This is a genomic window from Nonomuraea sp. K271, from assembly GCF_009908215.1.
GTDB lineage: Bacteria > Actinomycetota > Actinomycetes > Streptosporangiales > Streptosporangiaceae > Nonomuraea > Nonomuraea longispora.
Genome location: NZ_JAAAHR010000031.1, coordinates 21,068 through 41,999, shown reverse-complemented (window position 1 = coordinate 41,999; position 20,932 = coordinate 21,068). Strand labels below are relative to the sequence as shown.

Genomic DNA, 20,932 nt, shown 5'->3' with positions numbered 1-20,932 from the left:
TGGTGTCGCTGAGTGCAGCCGGGCCCATCCGAAGCCTCGGCTCGGCCGCATTCTTCGGCGAATCCGGGCTGTGTTCGCGTCCAGGGATGGCAGAAAGTTGCTCTGTTACCGCAGACTGAGATTGCGATCGCGGGGGCGGACCGAAAAGTCGCCTTTTGCGGGGCTTGAGTCACACTCATGAGCCCACCAAGGGTAACCTTCAGCGATCGTGCGGGTATGTCCCACAATGCGTAGAACGAATGAGGGGCCATGAAAGGTCGCGTGCTGGTCGTCGATGACGACGCCGCTCTCGCCGAGATGCTGGGGATCGTGTTGCGGGGGGAGGGTTTCGAGCCGTCATTTGTCTCCGACGGTGACAAAGCCCTTGACGCTTTCCGGGATACACGCCCCGACCTGGTGCTGCTCGACCTGATGCTGCCGGGGGCCGACGGCATCGACGTCGCGCGCAGGATCAGGGCGGAGTCGGGCGTTCCGATCGTCATGCTCACGGCCAAGAGCGACACGATCGACGTCGTGCTGGGCCTGGAGTCCGGCGCCGACGACTACATCGTCAAGCCGTTCAAGCCGAAGGAGCTGGTGGCCAGGGTGCGGGCGCGCCTGCGCCGCACCGACGAGCCGACCCCCGAGATCCTGCAGATCGGCGACATCACCATCGACGTGGCCGGACACTCGGTCAAGCGCGGCGAGGAGACCATCAACCTCACGCCGCTCGAGTTCGACCTGCTCGTGGCGCTCGCCCGCAAGCCGCGCCAGGTGTTCACCCGAGAGGTCCTGCTCGAGCAGGTGTGGGGCTACCGTCACGCGGCCGACACGCGGCTGGTCAACGTGCACGTCCAGCGGCTCAGGGCCAAGATCGAGAAGGACCCCGAGCACCCCGAGATCGTGGTGACCGTCCGCGGCGTGGGTTACAAAGCCGGCCCCGCCTAGCCTCCGCCCAGCCCTGCCATGCCCCCGACCAGAAAGACGAGAACACGCAGGCGTACGCTCCGCCAGATCCTCGGCGGAGTTCGCCGGCGGGTCCGTCGTGCGGCGGGCAGGGCGCGCAGCATATGGCGGCGCTCGCTGCAGCTCCAGGTCGTCACCAGCACGCTCGTCATCTCCGTGATCGTGGTGGTGGTGCTCGGCACGTTCCTGTTCGGCCAGATCAACAAGTCGGTGGTCGACAGCAGCCAGCAGTCCTCCATCAGCGAGGCGTTCGCCGACCGCCTGCAGATCGCCGACGCGCTCGCCCCCGACACCGACGAGCAGACCAAGACCGCCGACAGCTCCAAGACCGGCTCGGTCAACCCGCTGGACGAGGTCATGGACACCGTCACCGGGTCGGGCGAGGACGGCTCCAGGAAGCGCTACGACGTGCTGATCCTCAACCAGACCACCCCGGGCCAGTCACGGGCGTCCGGCAGCGTCGTACGGGGCAGCGTGCCCCCGAACCTCCGGGCGCACCTGCTCCGCTACTTGCGCAACCGCGAATACAGCAAGCCCGTCGGCAACGTCCATGAGATCAAGTTCCCCGGCGAGAGCCAGCCCCGGCTCACCTTCGTGGTCGGCGGCGTCGTGCACGTGCCCGCCACCGGACAGAACTACGAGGTCTACCACTTCTTCCCCTTCACCGAGGAAGAGGAGCTGCTCACCAACGTCAGGCTCGCCATCGTCGTGGTGGGCCTCGGCCTCGTGCTGCTGCTCGCCGCGATCGCCTACCTGGTCGCCCGCCAGGTCGTCTCCCCCGTACGCCTCGCCCGCCAGGCCGCCGAACGCCTGGCCGCCGGCAAGCTGGACGAACGCCTCAAGGTGCGCGGTGAGGACGACCTCGCCCGCCTGGCGAACTCGTTCAACGAGATGGCCGCCAACCTGGCGCTGAAGATCCACCAGCTGGAGGAACTCTCGCAGGTCCAGCGGCAGTTCGTCTCCGACGTCTCCCACGAGCTGCGCACCCCGCTGACCACCGTGCGCATGGCCGCCGACCTGCTGTACGACGCCCGCGAGGACTTCGACCCGATGGCCTCCCGCTCCGCCGAGCTCATGCAGGCGCAGCTGGAGCGGTTCGAGGCGATGCTGGCAGACCTGCTGGAGATCAGCCGCTACGACGCCGGGGCCGCCACGCTCGACCTCGACTCGGTGGACGTGCGCGACGTGGTACTGCGGGCCATCGGCGACTCCGAGGCGCTGGCCGAGCGCCACTCCACCCGCTTCGAGCTGCGGCTGCCCAACGAGCCGTGCATGGCCGAGATCGACAACCGCAGGGTCGAGCGCATCCTGCGCAACCTCCTGTTCAACGCGATCGAGCACGGCGAGGGCAGGGACGTCGTGGTCACCGTGGGCGCCGACAGGGACGCCGTGGCCATCGCCGTACGCGACCACGGGATCGGCCTGAAGGGCGGCGAGGACACGCTCGTGTTCGACCGGTTCTGGCGGGCCGACCCCTCGCGGGCGCGCACCATCGGCGGCACGGGGCTCGGTCTCGCGATCTCCCGCGAGGACGCCACGCTGCACGGCGGCTGGCTCCAGGCCTGGGGGCAGCCGGGCGAAGGCTCGCAGTTCAGGCTGACGCTGCCGAGGTCGGCCGGCGCCGATCTGAAGGGCTCGCCGTTGTCGCTGGTGCCGCCGGAGATCGAGATGCGGCGTACGTGGCGCGGCGCCATGACGCCCGTCCTGCTGCCCGCCTCCGCGGACGGAGCCGGTCATGACGAGGACTAGCCGGCTCGGCGCCGCGATCGCGATCGTCCTCGCCATGGTCCTCGCCGGCGCCGGCTGCACCGTGATCCCCGTGACGGGGCCGTACACGGTGGGCGACGACGGCACCGGCGGCGACCCGCTGAACAAGCCGTTCCAGCGCATGATCGCCATCCCGCCCCAGCCGAACTGGGGGCCTGAGGACACCATCAAGGGCCTGCAGGCCGCCATGGCCGCGTACGCGGACGACCCGTCGATCCTGCCGCAGTACCTGACCCCTGAGGCGCGGGCCAAGTGGAGCCCCGCCGGGCCGGTGAAGGTGATCGAGGACGCCTTCGAGATCACCTATCCCACGCCGCGCGACGGCACCGAGACCGTGCTGCAGGTCACGCTCAAGGCTCAGTGGGTCGCCGGCATCGGGACCGACGACGCCTACGCCCCCACGGCCGGCCCGTGGGGCGGCGGAACGTTCGAGCTCGTCAAGACCCCGCAGGGCGGCTATCTCGTCAACAAGCTGCCCGCCGGGCTGCTGCTCACCAACTCCGACGTGGTGCGCGCGTACCGCCCCGCCAACCTCTACTACCTCAACGCCGACATGCCGGACCGGCTGGTCGTCGACCGCGTACGCCTGCGGATGAGGCCGACGGAGAGCTTCGCCAGGACCATTCTCGAACGCCTGCTCAAGGAGCCCACCACGACCCTTCGCGGCGCGGTGACCACGAGCTTCCCCGAGGGCACGGAGATCGAGTCCATCCGGTGGAACGAGGAACGGGTGCTGGTCAACCTCTCCGGCCCGTTCGACCTGGGCGACCTGAGCGCGGAGGCCGCGATCAGGGCGCAGATCAGGCACAGCTTCGCCGACAACGACGTCGCCAAGGGGCGCACGATCGAGATCCAGGTCGACGGCGAGACGTACGCCGTCGACCGGCCCGATCCCGACGATCCCTGGCTGGACGACGGGGGCGACACCGCCTACTTCGTCGACGACGGCGCCGTGCACTTCATGGGCAGGGAAGGCCCCGCGGGCGCCGTGCCCGGTGCGGCGGGCGAGCAGCGCGCGGGCTACACCGACTTCGCCCTGTCGAAGGAGGACACCGCCCTCATCGCCGCCAAGACCTCAACCGGCGTCTCCATGGCGAAACTCGCCCAGGAGGGGCGCTGGCAGGAGGTCATCCCCGGCACGGAGCTCACGCCGCCGACGTTCCACCGCGACGGGTCCCTGTGGACGTACGACAACAAGAACGGCGTCCTGCTGCGGTACGACCCGTCGAGCGGCCGGGAGCCCGAGCGAATCTCCGCGCCCAAACTGGCCGGCCTCGACGTCACCCGCCTGCGCATCGCGAGGGACGGAGTGCGCGTGTTCGTCACCATGGGCAGGAACACCGTGCAGATCGGCGCTCTCACGCCGACCTCGAAGGGGCTCGTGCTCGGGAACTTCAGGAGCCTGGCCACGACCGAGGTGGGCGACGAGATCGTCGACGTCACGTGGAGCGACGACGAGCACCTGCTGGTCCTGATCGAGAGCAAGGCAGGGCAGATACTCAACGAGATCAACGTGGGGGACGGCGAGACGGTCGGGGTGCCGTTGAAGGATCGGCTGGCCTCGCTCGCGGCTCTGGACGACCGGGTGCTGGGAGAGGTGCGGACCGACAAGGAGACGAAGATCGTCGAGCTGAACCAGGACCGCCAGACCTGGGTGCCGAAGGTCGAGTCCAACGCCGGCAGCCCCATCTTTCCCCTGGGCTGACCCCATTCCGTACCACGCCGGAAACCGTCGGTGGCGGGCGGCATGCTGGCGGCGTGCTGACCGCCGTGCTCGATCTGGTCCTCCCCGGCGCCTGCGCGGGTTGCGGCGTCAAGGGGGCGCGCCTCTGCGCGGGCTGCGTCTCCGGGCTGACCGCCTCGCCCGCCAGGCGCAGGCCCGACCCGGCCCCGCCAGGCCTGCCCGACTGCTGGTCGGCGGCGCCCTACTCCGGAGCGGTCAGGAGGGCGGTGGTGGCCTACAAAGAGCGGGGCGCGGTGGCGCTGGCCGGGGTGCTGGCGCAGGCTGCGGCCTTCACCGCCGTGACGGCGATCGGGCGCACGCCGGCGCCGTGGGCGCGCGGCCCGGTCGCGGTGGTCGCCGTGCCCAGCGCGCGGCGGAGCGTGCGCGGCAGGGGCCACGATCCGGTGGGGCGGCTGGCCGTGCTGGTCGCGCGCGACCTGCGGGCGTACGGCGTCCCGGCGCGCGTGTGGCCGGGGCTGGTCCAGGCGCGCGGCGTCGCCGACCAGGCGGGCCTGAGCTCCGCTGAGAGGGCCGCCAACCTCAGCGGGTCACTCCGGGCCGCCTCGTCCGCCGGAGGCCCTCCAGCGCCCGTTGCGCTGCTCGTGGACGACATCGTGACCACCGGGGCGACCCTCGCCGAAGCGGCCAGGGCGCTGCGGGCGGCCGGCGTGCAGAGCCCGCTGGCGGTCACCGTCGCCGCGACACGCCGAAGATCTTGGAAGTCGTTACGGTGACGGTCGGTAAAGAAAGATCCAATTCGCCGCTCTAACCAGAAGGTTAGATGTTCCTTCCCCGAGCGGCGTGCCGGCCCAGCTCAGGAGTCAGGACGTTCGTGCCCGTAAGGGGTGCCGACCCGCGGGGGCGGGTGGCGGAATGCGCTTTCCATCCCGTCGTAAATCACGGAAAGTGATCGTTTGGCGGGCCCTTCGGCTGACATTCTCCCTGGATGCGGATAGCGTTCTGACATGGCACCCGTTCGGGTCCGTGGTTGCGCAGGGCCGGTGTTCCCGGCTCTGCTAGCCGATGCCAGCCGCAGGCAAAACGGTCCACGTAAGGCGACTCTTTGTCGACCGATCACGGTGCGGCTTAGGGGTAAGTCCTGCCTTCCCGGGGGGCCAGATGTCCCTCGCCAGAAGAGAAGGGCAGTAGTGGCGACTGAGCTGCGAGACCCTCAGCAGGCGAATGTGGGGTCGAAGACCAGGTCGGCCGGACGGGTGCCCTCCGAGCTCCCGGTGACGCCCAGTTGGAAGAGGGTAACGGTGGCAGAAAGGCAGACAGAAGACCCCGCCCGGCACGCACGTCGTCGGGCGCTCTTGCTCAGTCGTTAGACGAAGGGGGGCTGTTGCATGGACATCATCGTCAAGGGCCGGCACACAGGAGTGAGTGACCGGTTCCGAGACCACGTGACATCCAAGCTGGCCAGGATCGAACGTCTGGACAACAACATCATCCGAGTCGACGTGGAGGTGTCGAAGGAACGCAACCCGCGCATCGCCGACCGACGAGAGCGCGTCGAGCTCACCATTCACTCGAAGGGGCCGGCCATCCGCGCTGAAGCGTCGGCCGACGACCGGTTCGCAGCCCTCGACCTGGCGCTCGACAAGCTGGAAGGCCGCCTCAGGCGGCTGGCCGACCGGCGCAAGGTCCACCACGGCAACCACTGCCCGCCCTCGGTCGCGAAGATCACCGCGACGCTCCCTGACGCCACCGGGCTTCCCCCGGTCACCAAGCCCTCCGTCCCCCAGCAGGCCCAGGAGCCCGACGAGGACGAGCAGGAGAAGAACGACCGGCTCTACGACGACATCGTCCCGATCGAGATGGACGGCGACGGCCCGCTCATCGTACGGGAGAAGTTCCACAGGGCGGAGCCCATGACCATCGACCAGGCCCTCCTCGAGATGGAACTGGTCGGACACGATTTCTACCTGTTCCGCGACAAAGAGAGCGGCCAGCCGTGTGTCGTCTACAACAGACGCGGTTACAACTATGGTGTGCTGCGGCTCGTAGAGCCCTGACAGCGCGCTGAAAGATCTTCTCGACCACCCGAGAACCGCGGCACCCGTGCCATCATGGCGGTTCAACGGCTCTGGCCCCCCGACGAGGAGGAGACGTGAGCGAGCTCAGTCAGGTTCAGATGAGCGAGCGAAGCGAGGAACACACGGTCGCGAGGCTGCCCAAGGAGGCTTCGTGACCCAGTCCGACGAGGTCCGCGCGTCCGAGAGCGAGCCGATCCGCGTGCTGATCGTGGACGACCACGAGCTGATCAGACGCAGCCTGGCGCTGGCGCTGGCCGCTGAGCCTGACATCGAGGTGGTCGGTGAAGCGAGCGACGGGCAGGAGGCGGTCGAACTGGCCGATCGCCTCATGCCCGACGTCGCCCTCATGGACGTGCGCATGCCGCGGCAGGACGGCATCGAGGCGGCGAAGGGCATCAAGGCCTCCGTCCCGAGCACCCGCATCATCATGCTGACGGTGAGTGACGAGGAAGAAGACCTCTTCGAGGCCATCAAGGCGGGAGCCACCGGCTACCTGCTGAAGGACGTCCAGATCAACGACGTCCCGGCCGCCGTGCGCGGCGTCCACGAAGGCCAGTCGTTAATCAACCCGGCGATGGCGGCCAAGCTCATCAGCGAGTTCGCGAACATGAGCCGCAAGGAGGCCGAGCGCCCGCCCCAGCTCCCCGTTCCCCGGCTCACCGACCGGGAGATGGAGGTGCTGCGACTGGTGGCCAAGGGCATGAACAACCGCGAGATCGCCAAGCAGCTGTTCATCTCCGAGAACACCGTGAAGAACCACGTGCGCAACATCCTCGACAAGCTGCAACTGCACTCGCGGATGGAGGCCGTGGTCTACGCGGTGCGCGAACGCATGCTCGAGATCACCTGACGCGGCGACCACGCGCTCCCATCACCCCCGGTCAATGGTGACGCGCACGGGGCGGGCCGTACGCCGGGCCCTGCCCGCGCCGGCGGCCCGCTGACGCCGCCCCCGGGCTCCGTACGACCCGACCGCCTCCACACCACCCCCGCCCGCCACGACGGCAGCCGGGCCCGGGGGCACCCCGGCCCACCACGGCGGGGATCGACGCCCGTTCTGTCACGGTGCTCGCTCGGCCTGCTCCCGCCCGCAGCCTGAAGTGCGGCCCGCTCCCGTCCCTGGCCGGAAGCCAGGCTGGCTCCCGCCCGTAGCCGGAAGCCAGGCCCGCTTTCGCCGCGGCCCCGACGGGCCCCGCAGCACTGTTGGCTTCGGCCCGGGGCGCAGGGCGATGCGGGTCTCGCTACGGGCGAGACCGCCCCGGCCTTCAGGCGGACGTCGTCGCCTGGCCCTGGCCGGTCCACCGCCCGTAGCGAGACTCGCTCGGCTTCCAAGCGGACGTCGTCGCTGCGGCCCCGGCCGGTCCACCCGCCATGAAGGCTCAGCTCACCGTGGGACCGTGGTCAGGATCGGGGCGAGTTCGGGAGGGTCGGCGCGTTCGACGCGGACGGAGTCGCAGCCCACCCAGTCGGCCGCCGACCACAGCGCCTCGCGCATGGCGTCGCCCCACTTGGCGAAGGACAGGCCGGGCTCCAGGCTGAGCTGCCTGGCCACCAGCGTGGTGCCCTCGCGCGCCGGGTCGACCCGGCCGATCAGCCGGCCGCCGGCCAGCACCGGCATCGTGAAATAGCCGTGAACACGCTTGTGCTTGGGGACGTAGAGCTCCAGCGTGTAGTGGAACCCGAAGACGCGCTCGGTGCGGCCGCGGTGCCAGATGAGCGAGTCGAACGGCGACAGCAGCGTCGTGCGGTGACGGCCGCGCGGATCGGACGCCAGGGAGACAGGATCGGCCCAGGCGTTGGCGCGGCCCTTCTTGCCCGGCCAGCCCGCGACGGTCACGGGTGAGAGCCCCGCGGCCCCGCTGAGCAGCACCTCGTCGAGGATCGCGGCGTAGCGGCCCCTGAGCCGCAGGAAATCGATCAGGTCGGTACGGTTGGCCACGCCCAGCGAACGGCCTGCGATGGCGGCCAGGCGCGTGATGCACTCCTCGTCGGACAGGTCTTCGCCCAGCAGGTCGGCGGGGACGACCCGCTCGGCCAGGTCGTAGACCCGCCGCCAGCCGACGCGGCGGCTGCAGACCAGCTCGCCGATGTCGAGCAGCCACTCCAGGCCGATCTTCGAGTCGGACCAGTCCCACCACGGGCCGCCGTTCTTGGCGCCGCCCACGTCGGACGTCGTCAGCGGTCCCGACTCGCGTACCTTCTCCAGCAGCTTGCCCACGTCGTCGGGGACCTCGTGCCAGCGGAAGCGCCGCTCGCGGTAGGCACGGCGGCGGAACGAGTAGAGCGGCCAGTGCTCGATGGGCAGGATGCAGGCCGCGTGGCACCAGTATTCGAAGCTCTGGGCCGGGTTGCGCCAGTAGGCCCGTTCGATCTTGGACCTGCCGATCGCGCCCAGGCGGGCGTAGGCGACCAGCTCGTGGGAGCGCGCGAGGACCGAGATCGTGTCGAGCTGCACGGCGCCGAGCCTGCGCAGCATGGCGTGCACCCCACCCTTGCGCGCGTCGGCGCCGGCCAAGCCCTGGGCCCGCAGGATGATCCGGCGCGCTTCGTCGGCAGTCAGATCCGGTATGGGGGTCATGTCTGCATTTCCGTACGGCGGTGCATGCGAGCAATCTAGCCGCGGCCACCGACAAACCGTCCGCGCGGACCGCCGGGGCGAGGACGAAAGCCTCCACGCCCTCGCCCGAGGACGTGCCGGGCGAGGCCTTCCGCCCATGCACAAACGTGACGGGCAGAGCCCCAGCGACATGCCGTGGGCGTGCCCTGGCGAACCGCATATCGAGAGTGGCGCCCACGACACGCCGGAGACCCGGTCAGGAGTGCGCGACACGCCTGGGTGGAGTCGGAGGGGTCGCGTCGGGAGCGCGCCCGAGGGAGAGATGGGACACGCCCTGCCCGGTCGAGGTCCCGAGCAGGCAGGACCTGGCGAGCACGCTGGTCGGCGGGGAGGAGACACGCCCGGGCGGAGGTGACATGGAAACGGCGGGCGCCCCGTTGGGTGGGCGCCCGCCGTGTGAAGCCTGCGTCAGCGGTGGTCTTCCGCTCGCATGCCCACGCGCGGAGCGTCGATCACGACGTCGGTGAAGATATCGAAGACGAGAGCGAGGATGCCGCCCACGACGAACACACCGGCGCCGATCCAGACGAGCGTCCAGTTGCCGGCGGTCAGCCCGAAGCCGGCAACCACGGTGCCCACCAGCATCACCGTCACCGCCAGCCACGATGACCCGCGTCCGCCGTGGCTGCCGAGATTCTCCGTTTGCTCCGACTTCTTCCCCTCAACCATGACAAATCCTTCCTTTGCCGGTTATCGCGCTATTGGTGCGAGCCGGCTCTCAACCGGCATATCCTCTGCCTTGAGCCCATTCTCCCAGACCGGTCTTGTGCCCTCGTCGGCACGGTGGCTGTGTCTGCTTGCGGAACCGCCTACCATGGCAACGGGGAAGTTTGTCTCGGCCTCTCCTCCTGGCGGCGCCGCCGGGGTAGACCTGCGAGGAGCTTTACATAAAGTGGCAGCCATTCTCGACAAGATCCTACGTGCCGGCGAAGGCAAGATCCTACGGAAGCTGAAGCGGTACGCAGACCAGGTCAACTCCATTGAGGACCACTTCACGGCCATGTCCGACGCGGAGTTGCAGGCGATGACGGACGAGTTCCGCAAGCGCCACGCCGAAGGTGAGAGCCTCGACGACCTGCTTCCGGAAGCGTTCGCGACCGTGCGCGAGGCGGCCAAGCGTGTGCTCGGCCAGCGGCCCTTCGATGTGCAGATCATGGGCGGCGCCAACCTTCACATGGGCAACATCTCCGAGATGAAGACCGGTGAGGGCAAGACCCTGACCTGCACCCTGCCGACCTATCTCAACGCGCTGAGCGGTCAGGGAGTGCATGTCATCACGGTCAACGACTATCTCGCCAAGCGCGACGCCGAGAACATGGGGCGCATCCACCGCTTCCTCGGCCTCGAGGTCGGATGCATCGTGTCCGGGCAGCAGCCCGACGAGCGTCGCAAGCAGTACGAAGCCGACATCACCTACGGCACGAACAACGAGTTCGGCTTCGACTACCTGCGCGACAACATGGCCTGGTCGCTCGACGAGTGCGTGCAGCGCGGTCACTTCTACGCGGTCGTCGACGAGGTCGACTCGATCCTGATCGACGAGGCCCGCACGCCGTTGATCATCTCGGGCCCGGGCGAGCAGTCGGGCAAGTGGTACACCGAGTTCGCCAAGATCGTGCCCCGCCTGCGCAGGGGTGTCGAGGCGAAAAACCCCGGCGAGGAGAGCACCGGCGACTACGTCGTCGACGAGAAGAAGCGCACGGTCGGCATCCTGGAGTCCGGCGTCGAGAAGGTCGAGGACTGGCTCGGCATCGACAACCTCTACAAGCCGGAGCACACGCATCTCGTCGGCTTCCTGAACAACGCGCTCAAGGCCAAAGAGCTGTTCAAGAAGGACAAGGACTACATCGTCGCCGACGGCGAGGTGCTGATCGTCGACGAGTTCACCGGCCGCATCCTGCACGGCCGCCGCTACAACGAGGGCATGCACCAGGCCATCGAGGCCAAAGAGGGCGTGAAGATCAAGGACGAGAACCAGACGCTCGCCACGGTCACCCTCCAGAACTACTTCCGCCTCTACGAAAAGCTGTCCGGCATGACCGGTACGGCCGTCACCGAGGCCAACGAGTTCAACAAGACCTACAAGCTCAACGTCGTCCCGATCCCGACCAACCGGCCGATGATCCGCAAGGACCAGGCCGACGTGGTCTACAAGACCGAGGACGCCAAGTTCAACGCGGTGGTCGAGGACATCAAGGAGCGCTACGAGGCCGGGCAGCCGGTCCTCGTCGGCACGACCTCGGTGGAGAAGTCGGAGCGGCTGTCCAAGGCCCTCAAGCGGCGCGGCGTTCAGCACGAGGTGCTCAACGCGAAGAACCACGCGCGTGAGGCGTCGATCATCGCCGAGGCGGGCCGCAAGGGCGCCGTCACCGTCGCCACCAACATGGCGGGCCGGGGCACCGACATCCAGCTCGGCGGCAACCCCGAGTTCCGCGCCGACCTCGAGCTGCGCCAGCGCGGGCTCGACCCCGTCGAGACGCCCGAGGAATACGAGAAGGCCTACCCCGAGGCGCTGGAGAAGGCCAAGGCGGCGGTCAAGGCCGAGCACGACGAGGTCACCAAGCTCGGCGGCCTCTACGTCCTCGGCACCGAGCGGCACGAGTCGCGGCGCATCGACAACCAGTTGCGCGGCCGGTCCGGCCGCCAGGGCGACCCCGGTGAGTCGCGCTTCTACCTGTCGCTCGGCGACGACCTCATGCGCCTGTTCAACTCGGCCAGAGTCGAAATGATCATGACGAGGTTGCAGATCCCCGACGACCAGCCGATCGAGTCCGGCATCGTCTCCAAGGCGATCGCCTCCGCCCAGCACCAGGTCGAGCAGCAGAACTTCGAGATCCGCAAGGAAGTTCTGAAGTACGACGAGGTGATGAACCGCCAGCGCAAGGTCATCTACGCCGAGCGCCTCCGCGTGCTGGAGGGCGCCGACCTGCACGAGCAGGTGCGCGGCTTCATCGGCGACGTGATCGACGGCTACGTCCAGGGCGCCACGGCCGAGGGTTTCGCGGAGGAGTGGGACCTCGAGAAGTTGTGGAAGGCGTTCGGCGAGCTCTACCCGGTCCAGGTCACGATCGAAGACATCATCGAGGAGGCCGGCTCGCGCGAGGAGCTGACCGCCGACCTGATCAGCGAGCGCATGAAGGCCGACGCGCTGGCCGCCTACGACAGGCGCGAGGAGGAGTTCGGCGCCGAGACGATGCGCGACCTCGAGCGCCGCGTGATCCTCTCGGTGCTCGACCGCAAGTGGCGCGAGCACCTCTACGAGATGGACTATTTGCGCGAGGGCATCGGCATGCGGGCCTACGCGCAGAAGGACCCGCAGATCGAATACCAGCGTGAGGGCTACGAGATGTTCTCCGGGATGCTTGAGGGCATCAAGGAGGACTCCGTCGGCTTCCTGTTCAACCTCGAGGTCGAGGTGCAGGAGAACCCGATCGTGGCGGAGGAGGACGCGGCGCTGGCGGAGACCCGCTCCATCATCGCGCGCGGGCTGCGGGGCCCCGACCGGCCGGCCGAGCTCGAATACTCGGCGCCCGGCGAGCAGGGCGAGGTAGAGCACACCCGGGTGCGCACGAGCTCCGCCGAGCGGGCCGCCTACGGCAACGTGGAGCGCAACGCGCCCTGCCCGTGCGGGTCGGGCAAGAAGTACAAGCGCTGCCACGGCGACCCGAAGAACGCCGCCTGACGGTTGCTTCCGAAGAACCCCCGCCCCTCCCGGGGTGGGGGTCTTCGTTCTGTACGGCCCCGCCCGCTCAGCCGGGGCCGTCTCGCGACTCCGGTGCGGGTCAGGCGGTCTCGAAGTCGGTGCAGAGCCACTGGTGGCCATGCCGTTCCAGGCGGGCGGCGAGTACGTGGTCGCGCTCGCCGCAGTGGACGACCACGCACATCTCCAGGACACCCTCCCTGGGTTCGGTCACGTGTGGCCTGCCGGCGAACGGCGGGCGGGCGGCCGCGATCATCCGCCCGGCCCTGACGAGGTCCCGGTAGGCGCGCTCGGTGAGCCGGCCGGCCAGGGTCTCGGGCGGGCGGCGGCCGGTGAGCACCTCCGCCAGCGCCTGCCCGAGATGGCGTAGCCGACGCTCGTCCGGGGCCGCGCCAGGTGCTCCCCACACCAGGGGGCGCGAGTCCAGGGCCAGGGCTCCGTGCACCTGCGCCGCCGCGCCGCCCGCTCCGCGCCGGTGCTCGTCGCAGGACGGTTGGGGGGTGGAAGTGATGTCGATGTGGGGTGCTGCGGACACGCATCCTCCAGGTGCTCAGGCGGAGAGACAAACGTCATAAGGAGTTTTCGGCCCCGGCCCAGGAATACAGCGGCCGCCAGCTTCTCCCAGCAGGGGTCGCGTTTCGTCCCGCCGTGAGAAGAAGGTCGGCCGGAGCTGGATCCCCGTCGTCGCGGGCTGCGCGCTGTTTCGGGCGCGCGGCGGCGTACGCATCGGGTGTCCTGAACTCAGGAGGGTTCGCGGCCGGGCGTGGGGAGGTCCAGGGCGCGGATCAGTACGGTGAACAGCACGTAATAGAGCACCAGGTACACCAGCCCGAATCCGACGATCAGCCCCAGTTCGTGAGTGTTGGACTTGCCGGAGTTCAGCAGCAGGTCGATGGCGCCGCCGGAGAAGGTGAACCCGAGACGTGCCCCCAGCTCGGCCATCAGCGCCATCGACAGGCCGGTCAGGAGCGCGTGGACGGCGAACAGGATGGGCGCCACGAAGATGAAGGCGAACTCCAGGGGCTCGGTGATGCCGGTGACGAAGGCGGTCAGGCCGGCGGAGAGCATGATGCCGCCGACGGCCTGGCGGCGGCCGGGGTCAGCGGTCCGCCACATGGCCAGTGCGGCGCCGAGCAGGCCGAACATCATGACGGGGAAGAACCCGGTCATGAAGATGCCGGCGCCCTGCTCGCCGGCGAAGTAGCAGTTGAGGTCCCCGGCCGCGTCCCGGGTGGCGCCGTTCACGCCCGCCCGGCACTCCGGCAGGGTGAACCAGACGATGGTGTTGAGCACGTGGTGCAGGCCGAGGGGGATGAGCAGGCGGTTGGCCACGCCGTAGATGCCCGTGCCCGCCGTGCCGTGGGCGGACAGCCAGTCGCCCGCCTGCGCCAGCCAGTCGCCGACCGGCCGCCACAGCAGGCCGAAGACCACGCCGAGGAGGAGCGCGGCGACCGCGGTGATGATGGGCACGGAGCGGCGTCCGCCGAAGAAGGCCAGCCACGCGGGTGGTTTGAGGCGGTGGAACCGCTGCCAGAGCAGGGCGGCGGTGATGCCGATGAGGATGCCGCCGAGCACGCCGGTCGGGTTCTGGGCGCCGAGGTCGAGCGCGGGGGTGCCGTCGCGAAGCAGCACCGTCACCTTGTCGTGGACGGCGCCCTGGCCGGCGTCGAAGAAGAGGGTCTTGGTGACTCGGTCGAAGACGAGGTAGCCGACGACGGCGGCGAGCGCGGTGCTGCCGTCGGACTTGCGGGCGAAGCCGATGGCCACGCCCACGGCGAACAGCAGCGGCAGGTTGTCGAAGAGGGCGCCGCCCGCCGCGGCGAGCACCCTGGCCACCGGGAGGAGCCAGGGCAGGACGCCGCCCAGTCCGTCGGTGCCGAGCAGGTCGTCCTGGCCGAAGCGGAGGAGCAGGCCCGCCGCGGGGAGCACCGCGATGGGCATCATGAGCGAGCGTCCCACACGCTGCAGTCCGCCGAACATCGATGACCAGCCAGCGCTCATGACGGTGGTCCCCCCGCATCGTGCTTCGCTCGCGGGGGTCGCCGGATTACTACCCCTCGGCGGATCACGGGGAACCGCCGACGGGCCTCACCCAGGAACCGGCCGGGACTGGCCGGAAGCGATCAGGTTTCGCCGGAGTCGACGTCCGGCTCTGGTTCGCGGCCGGGTGTCATGATGTCGAGCCTGCGGATCAGGAACGTGAAGACGACGTAGTAGAGCACGCCGTAGACGGCGCCCAGGGCGAGGATGCCGGGTAAGTTCTCGGTGTTGGACTTGCTGGCGTTCAGCAGCATGTCGAGCAGCCCCGCGGAGAAGCCGAAGCCCAGCTGGCCGCCGATCAGCGTGGTCAGCGCCATGGCCAGGCCGGTAAGGATCGCGTGGACCACCAGGAGCAGCGGCGCGACGAAGATGAAGGCGAACTCGATCGGCTCGGTGATGCCGGTGACGAACGACGCCAGCGCCGCCGACAACATGATGCCGCCCACGCTGGCCCGCCGGTGCGGCGGCGCCGCGCGCCACATGGCCAGGGCGGCGGCGGGCAGGGCGAACATCATGACGGGGAAGAAGCCGGCCATGAACTGCCCCGAGTGCTCGGCGCCGCCGAAATAGCAGTTCCAGTCGCCGCCCAGCAACTGGCCGCCCACGTCGCACTGCGGCACCACGTGCCAGACGACGGAGTTGGCGAAGTGGTGCAGGCCGAGGGGGATGAGCAGGCGGTTGATCAGCCCGTAGATACCGGTGCCGATCGGGCCGATCGCGGTGAGGGCCTCGCCCGCGTGCCGGATCCACTCGCCGAGCACGGGCCAGAGCCAGCCGAACAGCACGCCGATGAGCAGTGCCACGATGGCGGTGACGATCGGTACGAACCTGCGCCCGCCGAAGAACGCCAGCCACGACGGCAGCTTGATGCGGTGGAACCGCTGCCAGAGCAGGGCGGCGACCAGGCCCATGACGATGCCGCCCAGCACCTGGGTGGGATTCTGCATGCCGTAGTTGATGATCTCGACGACGCCCTGGTCCTGGACCTCTTTGATCACGACGGTGTCGCGGATGCCGGAGCCGGAGAACATCACCTTCGTCACCCGGTCGAAGACGAGGTAGCCGACCATGGCGGACAGCGCGGTGCTGCCGTCGGACTTGCGGGCGAAGCCGATGGCCACGCCCACGGCGAACAGCAGGGGCAGGTTCTCCAGCAGCGCCCCGCCGGCGGCGGCCAGCACCTCGGCCACCCGCTCCATCCAGGCAAATCCCGCCACGTCCGCCAGGCCGCCGGGTTCGGCGCCGTTCGAGCCGAGCATGTCGGGCTGGCCGACGCGGAGCAGCAGGGCCGCCGCGGGGAGCGCGGCGATGGGCAGCATCAGCGAGCGGCCCAGACGCTGGAGCACGGTCATCACGCGAGCGCCCGGCGAAGGCCGGGCCGCGGTGGTCTCGTTCACCGGGCGTTCCTCCGGGGGTGGGAGCCGGCCCTCAGGGCTCGAGTACGGTGCGCAACTGGTAGCGGTCGGCACGGTAGGTGGACACGCCCAGCTCCGCGCAGACGCCACCGGCGAACGACCTGCGCTGAAGCAGCAGTACGGCGCCGCCGCGCGGCAGCTTCAGCAGGTCGGCGTCGCTCGGGTCGGCGATGCCGCCGTCGATGGTGAGCTCGCCGGCGTCCATGACGAGACCGTAGCGGCCCTCCAGCAGCTCATACAGTGATTTATCCGACAAATCGAGGTCGGCCAGACCAGGGGCGAGCTTCACCGGGATGTGCGCCCGCTCGATGGACAGCGGCTCACCGTCGGCCGTGCGCAGGCGCTCGATGAAGTGCACCTCCTCGCCCGGCTGAATGCCCAGCTCCTTGGCCAGGTGGGCGCTGGCCCGCACGATCCTTCTGTCGAGGTCGCGCGAGCCGGGGATCATGCCGCGGGCCCGCATGTCGTCGGTGAACGAGGTCAGCTGCAGCGCCAGCTCGATCTTGGGTCTGGCCACGAATGTGCCCTTGCCGGGGACGCGGTGCAGGCGCCCCTCGGAGACGAGGTGGTCGACCGCCTGCCGTACGGTCATTCTGGACAGGCCGAAGCGCTGACAGAGCTCGCGCTCGGAGGGAATGGCGGCGCCGATGCTGAGTTCGTCGCTGTCGATGAGGTCCAGCAGGATCTCGCGAAGCTGGAAGTACTTGGGCACCGGGCTGTCCGGATCGATGTGCGCCACGGATCCTCCTCTCGAACTGACCAGGGCAATGAGCTATGGTTCGTACTGGTCTAGTCCGGACTAGACCACATGTCGCGAAAGACGGTCAAGTCTAAGCCCCACGGATTTGAGGGATGAGCCCGAGATGACCACGAAGATGCGTCGCGAGATCGCCGAGCAGCCGGCCGCGCTGCGGGACACGCTGGACTCGCTGCTCCCGCGGGTCGACGAGGTGCGCGCGGTGGGCGCACAGGCCCGGCAGTTGTTGTTCATCGCGCGGGGCACCTCCGACAACGCGGCGGTGTACGGGCGCTACCTCGTCGAGTCGCACGCGGGCCGCCTGTCGGCGCTGGCCGCGCCGTCGATCGCGACGACGTACAAGCGCAGGCTCGACCTCGACGGCGTGCTGGCCGTGGCCATCTCGCAGTCGGGGCGGACGGAGGAGATCGTCGAGACGCTGGCCTGGGCGAAGGACTGCGGCGCGAGGACGGTCGGCGTCACCAACGGCGGCGCGGACAGCCCGCTGGCCCAGGCCGCAGACGTGGCCCTGTGCACGGTGGCCGGCGAGGAGGAGGCCGTGCCGGCGACCAAGACCTACACCACGCAGCTGGCCGCGCTCGCCGTGCTGGCGCTGGGGCTGGGCGCCGACGTGGACGTGGCGGAGCTGCGGCGGGTGCCCGAGGCCGTGGAGAAGCTCATCGCCGCACCCGGCGACCTCGACGCCCTGGTCGACGGGCTGGTGGACAAGCCGGGCGTGGTGGTGTCCGGGCGCGGGCTGGTGTTCTCCACGGCGCTGGAGACCGCGCTCAAGCTCAAGGAGGCCTGCTACCTGCACGCCATGGGCCTGTCGTACGCCGACCTGCTGCACGGGCCCATCGCCGTGGTCGACGCCGACACCCCCGCGCTGCTGGTCGCCTCCGAGAACAGCCCGACCCTGTCCGGTACGGTCGCGCTGGCCGAGCGGGTGGTTGCCGCGGGGGCCGCGGCGTACACGATCGGGGGCGGCGAGGCGCTCGCACGGGCGGGCACGGCCGCGCTCAACGGTCCCGACCTGCCCGAATGGGTCGCGCCCATGGGCCTGATCGTGCCGGGGCAACTGCTCACCGAGGCACTCGCCCGCAGGCTCGGCATCGACCCCGATGCGCCGCGCGGCCTGAACAAGGTCACCCAGACCGACTGATCACACAGCGTCGTCTAGCCTGGTCACAGTGTTAGCGCAAGGGAGGACCTGATGACGGCTGACGTCAACGCGCTCATCGCGGCGCTCGGCGGTGCCGGGAACATCCTCGAGATCGAGCCCTGCATCACCCGGTTGCGCACAGAGGTGCGTGACGCGTCCATGGTCGATCAGGCGGCGCTCAAGGCGGCCGGCGCGCACGGCGTGATGGCCGCGGGCAACGTGGTCCAAGTCGTCGTCGGGCCGGAGGCGGACACGATCGCCAGCGACATCGAGGACATCATCGGCTGAGGGCGAGGTCATGACGACTGTTCTCGCCCCGGTCGAGGGGGCGGCCGTGGGGTTGGCCGCGGTGCCCGATCCGGTGTTCTCCGCGGGCATGGTGGGGCCGGGATCGGCGATCGATCCGCTGAGAGGGCCGGGGGAGGCCGTGGCTCCCATAGCGGGAATAATCATGAAGCTGCATCCGCATGCGTACGTCATCGTGGGGGACGATGGCAGAGGCGTGCTGGTGCACCTGGGCATCGACACGGTCCAGCTGAAAGGCGAGGGGTTCCGACTGCTGGCGACCGAGGGCGACAGGGTGCGCGCCGGCCAGGCGGTGGTGGCGTGGGACCCGTCGGCCGTCGAGGCGGGCGGGCGCTCACCGGTCTGCCCGGTGGTCGCGCTCGACGCGCTCTCCGAAGCGGTGACCGGGGTGGCGCAGGGCAGGGTACATGCAGGGGACGAGCTGTTCATATGGGAATAGACCCGCTGCCAAGGCGTCACAATAGGCATGCCACCGATCCGACCCCGGTCGGCGGGCGCCGTTCGATCCCGGGTCCGGCTGGCCCGGACCGGCCGAGAAGGAGGAAGAAGCAGATGGGCGAGCGCAAGGTCACCGTGGCGGCGGAGGTGGGGCTGCACGCCCGGCCCGCGGCGACGTTCGTGCAGCGGGCCAAACAGGCTCCGATGGACATCACGGTGGCGAAGGCCCACGGCGGTGATGCCGTCAACGCCAAGAGCATTCTCGCGATCATGGGGCTCGACGTCCGCCAGGGCGAGACCGTCGTGATCTCCGCGGAGGGCGAGGGCTCGGAAGAGGTGCTCGACGAGCTGGCAGAGATCGCCGGAAAGCCATGAATCTGCGGGGGGTGGGAGTCAGCCCGGGCATCGGGCACGGCCCCGCGTACGTACTGACCGCCTCCGTGCCCGAACCCCCCGAGGGCGCCACCTACACCGGTGAGGCGGAGCAGGAGAAGGAGCGCGCGATGGCCGCGCTCACCAGGGTCGCGGGCGAGCTGGAGGCCCGCGGCAACCAGGCCGGCGGCGAGGCCGAGGAGATCCTCAAAGCTCAGGCGTTGATGGCCGAGGACCCCGGCCTGGTCGTGAAGGTGCGCTCGCTGATCGACCGCGGGCTGGCCGCGCCTCGGGCGATCTACGAAGCTTTCACGAAATATCGCGACGTGCTGGCCGGCTCGGGTGGATACCTGGGCGAGCGGGCCGCCGACCTGGACGACATCAGGGACCGCGTGGTCGCCCTCCTCTACGGGCACGCGATGCCGGGCCTGCCGGCCGCGCCGGCGGAGCCGTACGTGCTGGTCGCCCGGGACCTCGCGCCCGCCGACACGGCGCTGCTGTCCAGGGGCGACGTCGCCGCGTTCGTCACCGAGGAGGGCGGCCCCACCAGCCACACCGCGATCATCGCCAGGGCGATGGGTGTGCCCGCCGTGGTGGCCTGCCCGGGCGCGACCACCATCCGGCCGGGCGTGCGGGTGATGGCCGACGGCGCCTCGGGCGAGGTGCGCCTGGAACCGGCCGAGTCCGACGTGGCCGAGGCCGTCGGCGCGGCCACGGCCAGGCAGGCGGCGGTGGCCGAGGCGCAGGGCCCCGGCCGGACCGCCGACGGCCATCTCGTCCCGCTGCTCGCCAACATCGGCAGCCCGGCCGACCTCGCCGCCGCCCGTGAGGCGGGGGCCGAGGGCGTCGGGCTCTACCGGACCGAGTTCCTCTTCCTCGACCGCACCGAGGCGCCGGCCGCCGAGGAGCAGCGACGCGCCTACCAGGCGGCGCTCGAGGCGTTCCCCGGCGGCAAGGTCGTCGTCAGGACGCTCGACAGCGGCGCCGACAAACCGCTGGCGTTCCTGCCCTCCGCCGCCGAGCCCAACCCGGCGCTGGGCGAGCGCGGGCTGCGTACGTTCCGCAAGTTCCCCGAGGTGATGGAGGCGCAGCTCGGCGCGCTGGCCGAGATCGCGACCGACGACCTCATGGTGATGGCGCCCATGGTCGCCACGGCCGAGGAGAGCCGGTGGTTCGCGCAGCAGTGCCGGGCCAAGGGGCTGCGCGTTGTGGGCGTGATGATCGAGATCCCGTCCGCCGCGCTGCGGGCCAGGGACCTGCTCACGCCCGTGGACTTCGTCTCCGTCGGCACGAACGATCTGTCGCAGTACGCCTACGCCGCCGACCGCCAGCTCGGGGCCGTGAGCGCGCTGCACGACCCGTGGCAGCCCGCGCTGCTCGATCTGGTCGCGCTGGCCGCCCGCGCCGCCGGCGACGCCGGCAAACCGTGCGGGATCTGCGGGGAGTCGGCCGCCGACCCGGCGCTGGCGTGCGTACTCGTCGGGCTGGGGGCGACGACGTTGTCCATGGGGGCGGCGGCGCTGCCCGCCGTACGCGCCGGGCTGGCCGCGCACACGCTGCAGCAGTGCACGTTCGCGGCCGAGGCGGCGCGGGAGCAGACGACGGCGGGCGCCGCGCGTGCGGCGGCCCGCGTGCACCTTCCCGAACTCGCCCGGCTGGGGCTCTGAAGAGGGGC

At 69.9% G+C, this 20,932-nt stretch carries 18 protein-coding genes; 12 read left to right on the top strand and 6 right to left on the bottom strand.

What is annotated here, in order from left to right:
* Positions 1-249 precede the first annotated feature (249 nt).
* From mtrA to GUY59_RS13900, 6 genes are all read left to right on the top strand, one after another.
* A complete protein-coding gene (gene mtrA, locus GUY59_RS13925; protein ID WP_043620615.1) occupies positions 250-927 on the top strand; it encodes an MtrAB system response regulator MtrA in 678 nt (225 codons plus the stop codon).
* Between the two features lie 18 nt (positions 928-945).
* Positions 946-2,694 (top strand): MtrAB system histidine kinase MtrB, encoded by a 1,749-nt coding sequence (gene mtrB / locus GUY59_RS13920; protein WP_138203492.1) that lies wholly within the window; start codon positions 946-948, stop codon positions 2,692-2,694.
* Positions 2,681-4,417: an LpqB family beta-propeller domain-containing protein gene (locus GUY59_RS13915; protein ID WP_138203494.1), complete on the top strand. Its 1,737-nt coding sequence runs from the start codon at positions 2,681-2,683 to the stop codon at positions 4,415-4,417. Before mtrB ends, GUY59_RS13915 begins: the two co-directional genes overlap by 14 nt.
* A 53-nt stretch (positions 4,418-4,470) precedes the next feature.
* Positions 4,471-5,169, top strand: a complete 699-nt coding sequence (locus tag GUY59_RS13910; protein WP_161714531.1) for a ComF family protein — start codon at positions 4,471-4,473, stop codon at positions 5,167-5,169.
* A 612-nt stretch (positions 5,170-5,781) separates the two neighbouring features.
* Positions 5,782-6,450 (top strand): ribosome hibernation-promoting factor, HPF/YfiA family, encoded by a 669-nt coding sequence (gene hpf, locus GUY59_RS13905; RefSeq protein ID WP_132333113.1) that lies wholly within the window; start codon positions 5,782-5,784, stop codon positions 6,448-6,450.
* A gap of 172 nt (positions 6,451-6,622) precedes the next feature.
* Positions 6,623-7,321 carry a response regulator gene (locus tag GUY59_RS13900; RefSeq protein WP_132333114.1) on the top strand — a complete coding sequence of 233 codons (699 nt, stop codon included), beginning with the start codon at positions 6,623-6,625 and terminating at the stop codon, positions 7,319-7,321.
* A gap of 534 nt (positions 7,322-7,855) precedes the next feature.
* On the opposite strand, the gene GUY59_RS13895 is transcribed toward GUY59_RS13900, so the two are convergent.
* On the bottom strand, positions 7,856-9,049 hold the full coding sequence (locus GUY59_RS13895) for a winged helix-turn-helix domain-containing protein (RefSeq protein WP_138202847.1): 1,194 nt from the start codon (positions 9,047-9,049) through the stop codon (positions 7,856-7,858).
* 447 nt (positions 9,050-9,496) lie between these two features.
* Positions 9,497-9,757, bottom strand: coding sequence for an HGxxPAAW family protein (locus GUY59_RS13890; RefSeq protein ID WP_132333116.1), 261 nt, complete (start codon positions 9,755-9,757; stop codon positions 9,497-9,499).
* A gap of 223 nt (positions 9,758-9,980) precedes the next feature.
* On the opposite strand from GUY59_RS13890, the gene secA reads away from it, so the two are divergent.
* Positions 9,981-12,770 carry a preprotein translocase subunit SecA gene (secA, locus tag GUY59_RS13885; RefSeq protein WP_138202849.1) on the top strand — a complete coding sequence of 930 codons (2,790 nt, stop codon included), beginning with the start codon at positions 9,981-9,983 and terminating at the stop codon, positions 12,768-12,770.
* A gap of 100 nt (positions 12,771-12,870) precedes the next feature.
* On the opposite strand, the gene GUY59_RS13880 is transcribed toward secA, so the two are convergent.
* The 4 genes from GUY59_RS13880 to GUY59_RS13865 all read right to left on the bottom strand — a co-directional run bounded on the left by GUY59_RS13880 (position 12,871) and on the right by GUY59_RS13865 (position 16,982).
* Positions 12,871-13,323, bottom strand: coding sequence for an Rv3235 family protein (locus tag GUY59_RS13880; protein ID WP_252375052.1), 453 nt, complete (start codon positions 13,321-13,323; stop codon positions 12,871-12,873).
* Positions 13,324-13,529: 206 nt separating this feature from the next.
* Positions 13,530-14,789 carry a PTS transporter subunit EIIC gene (locus GUY59_RS13875; RefSeq protein WP_138202851.1) on the bottom strand — a complete coding sequence of 420 codons (1,260 nt, stop codon included), beginning with the start codon at positions 14,787-14,789 and terminating at the stop codon, positions 13,530-13,532.
* A gap of 122 nt (positions 14,790-14,911) precedes the next feature.
* Entirely contained in the window at positions 14,912-16,225 is a 1,314-nt protein-coding gene (locus tag GUY59_RS13870; RefSeq protein ID WP_138202854.1) for a PTS transporter subunit EIIC, read from the bottom strand.
* A gap of 31 nt (positions 16,226-16,256) precedes the next feature.
* Positions 16,257-16,982, bottom strand: a complete 726-nt coding sequence (locus tag GUY59_RS13865) for a GntR family transcriptional regulator (RefSeq protein ID WP_132333120.1) — start codon at positions 16,980-16,982, stop codon at positions 16,257-16,259.
* Positions 16,983-17,106: 124 nt separating this feature from the next.
* On the opposite strand from GUY59_RS13865, the gene GUY59_RS13860 reads away from it, so the two are divergent.
* The 5 genes from GUY59_RS13860 (at position 17,107) to ptsP (ending at position 20,924) form a co-directional block, all read left to right on the top strand.
* Positions 17,107-18,141 carry an SIS domain-containing protein gene (locus GUY59_RS13860; protein WP_138202856.1) on the top strand — a complete coding sequence of 345 codons (1,035 nt, stop codon included), beginning with the start codon at positions 17,107-17,109 and terminating at the stop codon, positions 18,139-18,141.
* Between the two features lie 51 nt (positions 18,142-18,192).
* Entirely contained in the window at positions 18,193-18,429 is a 237-nt protein-coding gene (locus GUY59_RS13855; protein WP_138202858.1) for a glucose PTS transporter subunit EIIB, read from the top strand.
* A 10-nt stretch (positions 18,430-18,439) separates the two neighbouring features.
* Positions 18,440-18,886, top strand: coding sequence for a PTS sugar transporter subunit IIA (locus GUY59_RS13850; RefSeq protein ID WP_138202860.1), 447 nt, complete (start codon positions 18,440-18,442; stop codon positions 18,884-18,886).
* A gap of 113 nt (positions 18,887-18,999) precedes the next feature.
* Positions 19,000-19,260, top strand: coding sequence for an HPr family phosphocarrier protein (locus GUY59_RS13845; protein ID WP_132333124.1), 261 nt, complete (start codon positions 19,000-19,002; stop codon positions 19,258-19,260).
* On the top strand, positions 19,257-20,924 hold the full coding sequence (gene ptsP, locus GUY59_RS13840) for a phosphoenolpyruvate--protein phosphotransferase (protein ID WP_138202862.1): 1,668 nt from the start codon (positions 19,257-19,259) through the stop codon (positions 20,922-20,924). Before GUY59_RS13845 ends, ptsP begins: the two co-directional genes overlap by 4 nt.
* Positions 20,925-20,932 lie beyond the last annotated feature (8 nt).

Bases quoted from the DNA above. Each gene is read 5' to 3' on its own strand.
- GUY59_RS13915 (WP_138203494.1), top strand. From the start codon at position 2,681: ATGACGAGGACTAGCCGGCTCGGCGCCGCGATCGCGATCGTCCTCGCC.
- hpf (WP_132333113.1), top strand. From the start codon at position 5,782: ATGGACATCATCGTCAAGGGCCGGCACACAGGAGTGAGTGACCGGTTC.
- mtrB (WP_138203492.1), top strand. From the start codon at position 946: ATGCCCCCGACCAGAAAGACGAGAACACGCAGGCGTACGCTCCGCCAG.
- GUY59_RS13890 (WP_132333116.1), bottom strand. From the start codon at position 9,757: ATGGTTGAGGGGAAGAAGTCGGAGCAAACGGAGAATCTCGGCAGCCAC.
- GUY59_RS13850 (WP_138202860.1), top strand. From the start codon at position 18,440: ATGACGACTGTTCTCGCCCCGGTCGAGGGGGCGGCCGTGGGGTTGGCC.
- GUY59_RS13875 (WP_138202851.1), bottom strand. From the start codon at position 14,789: ATGAGCGCTGGCTGGTCATCGATGTTCGGCGGACTGCAGCGTGTGGGA.
- GUY59_RS13855 (WP_138202858.1), top strand. From the start codon at position 18,193: ATGACGGCTGACGTCAACGCGCTCATCGCGGCGCTCGGCGGTGCCGGG.
- ptsP (WP_138202862.1), top strand. From the start codon at position 19,257: ATGAATCTGCGGGGGGTGGGAGTCAGCCCGGGCATCGGGCACGGCCCC.
- GUY59_RS13895 (WP_138202847.1), bottom strand. From the start codon at position 9,049: ATGACCCCCATACCGGATCTGACTGCCGACGAAGCGCGCCGGATCATC.
- mtrA (WP_043620615.1), top strand. From the start codon at position 250: ATGAAAGGTCGCGTGCTGGTCGTCGATGACGACGCCGCTCTCGCCGAG.
- GUY59_RS13845 (WP_132333124.1), top strand. From the start codon at position 19,000: ATGGGCGAGCGCAAGGTCACCGTGGCGGCGGAGGTGGGGCTGCACGCC.
- GUY59_RS13860 (WP_138202856.1), top strand. From the start codon at position 17,107: ATGACCACGAAGATGCGTCGCGAGATCGCCGAGCAGCCGGCCGCGCTG.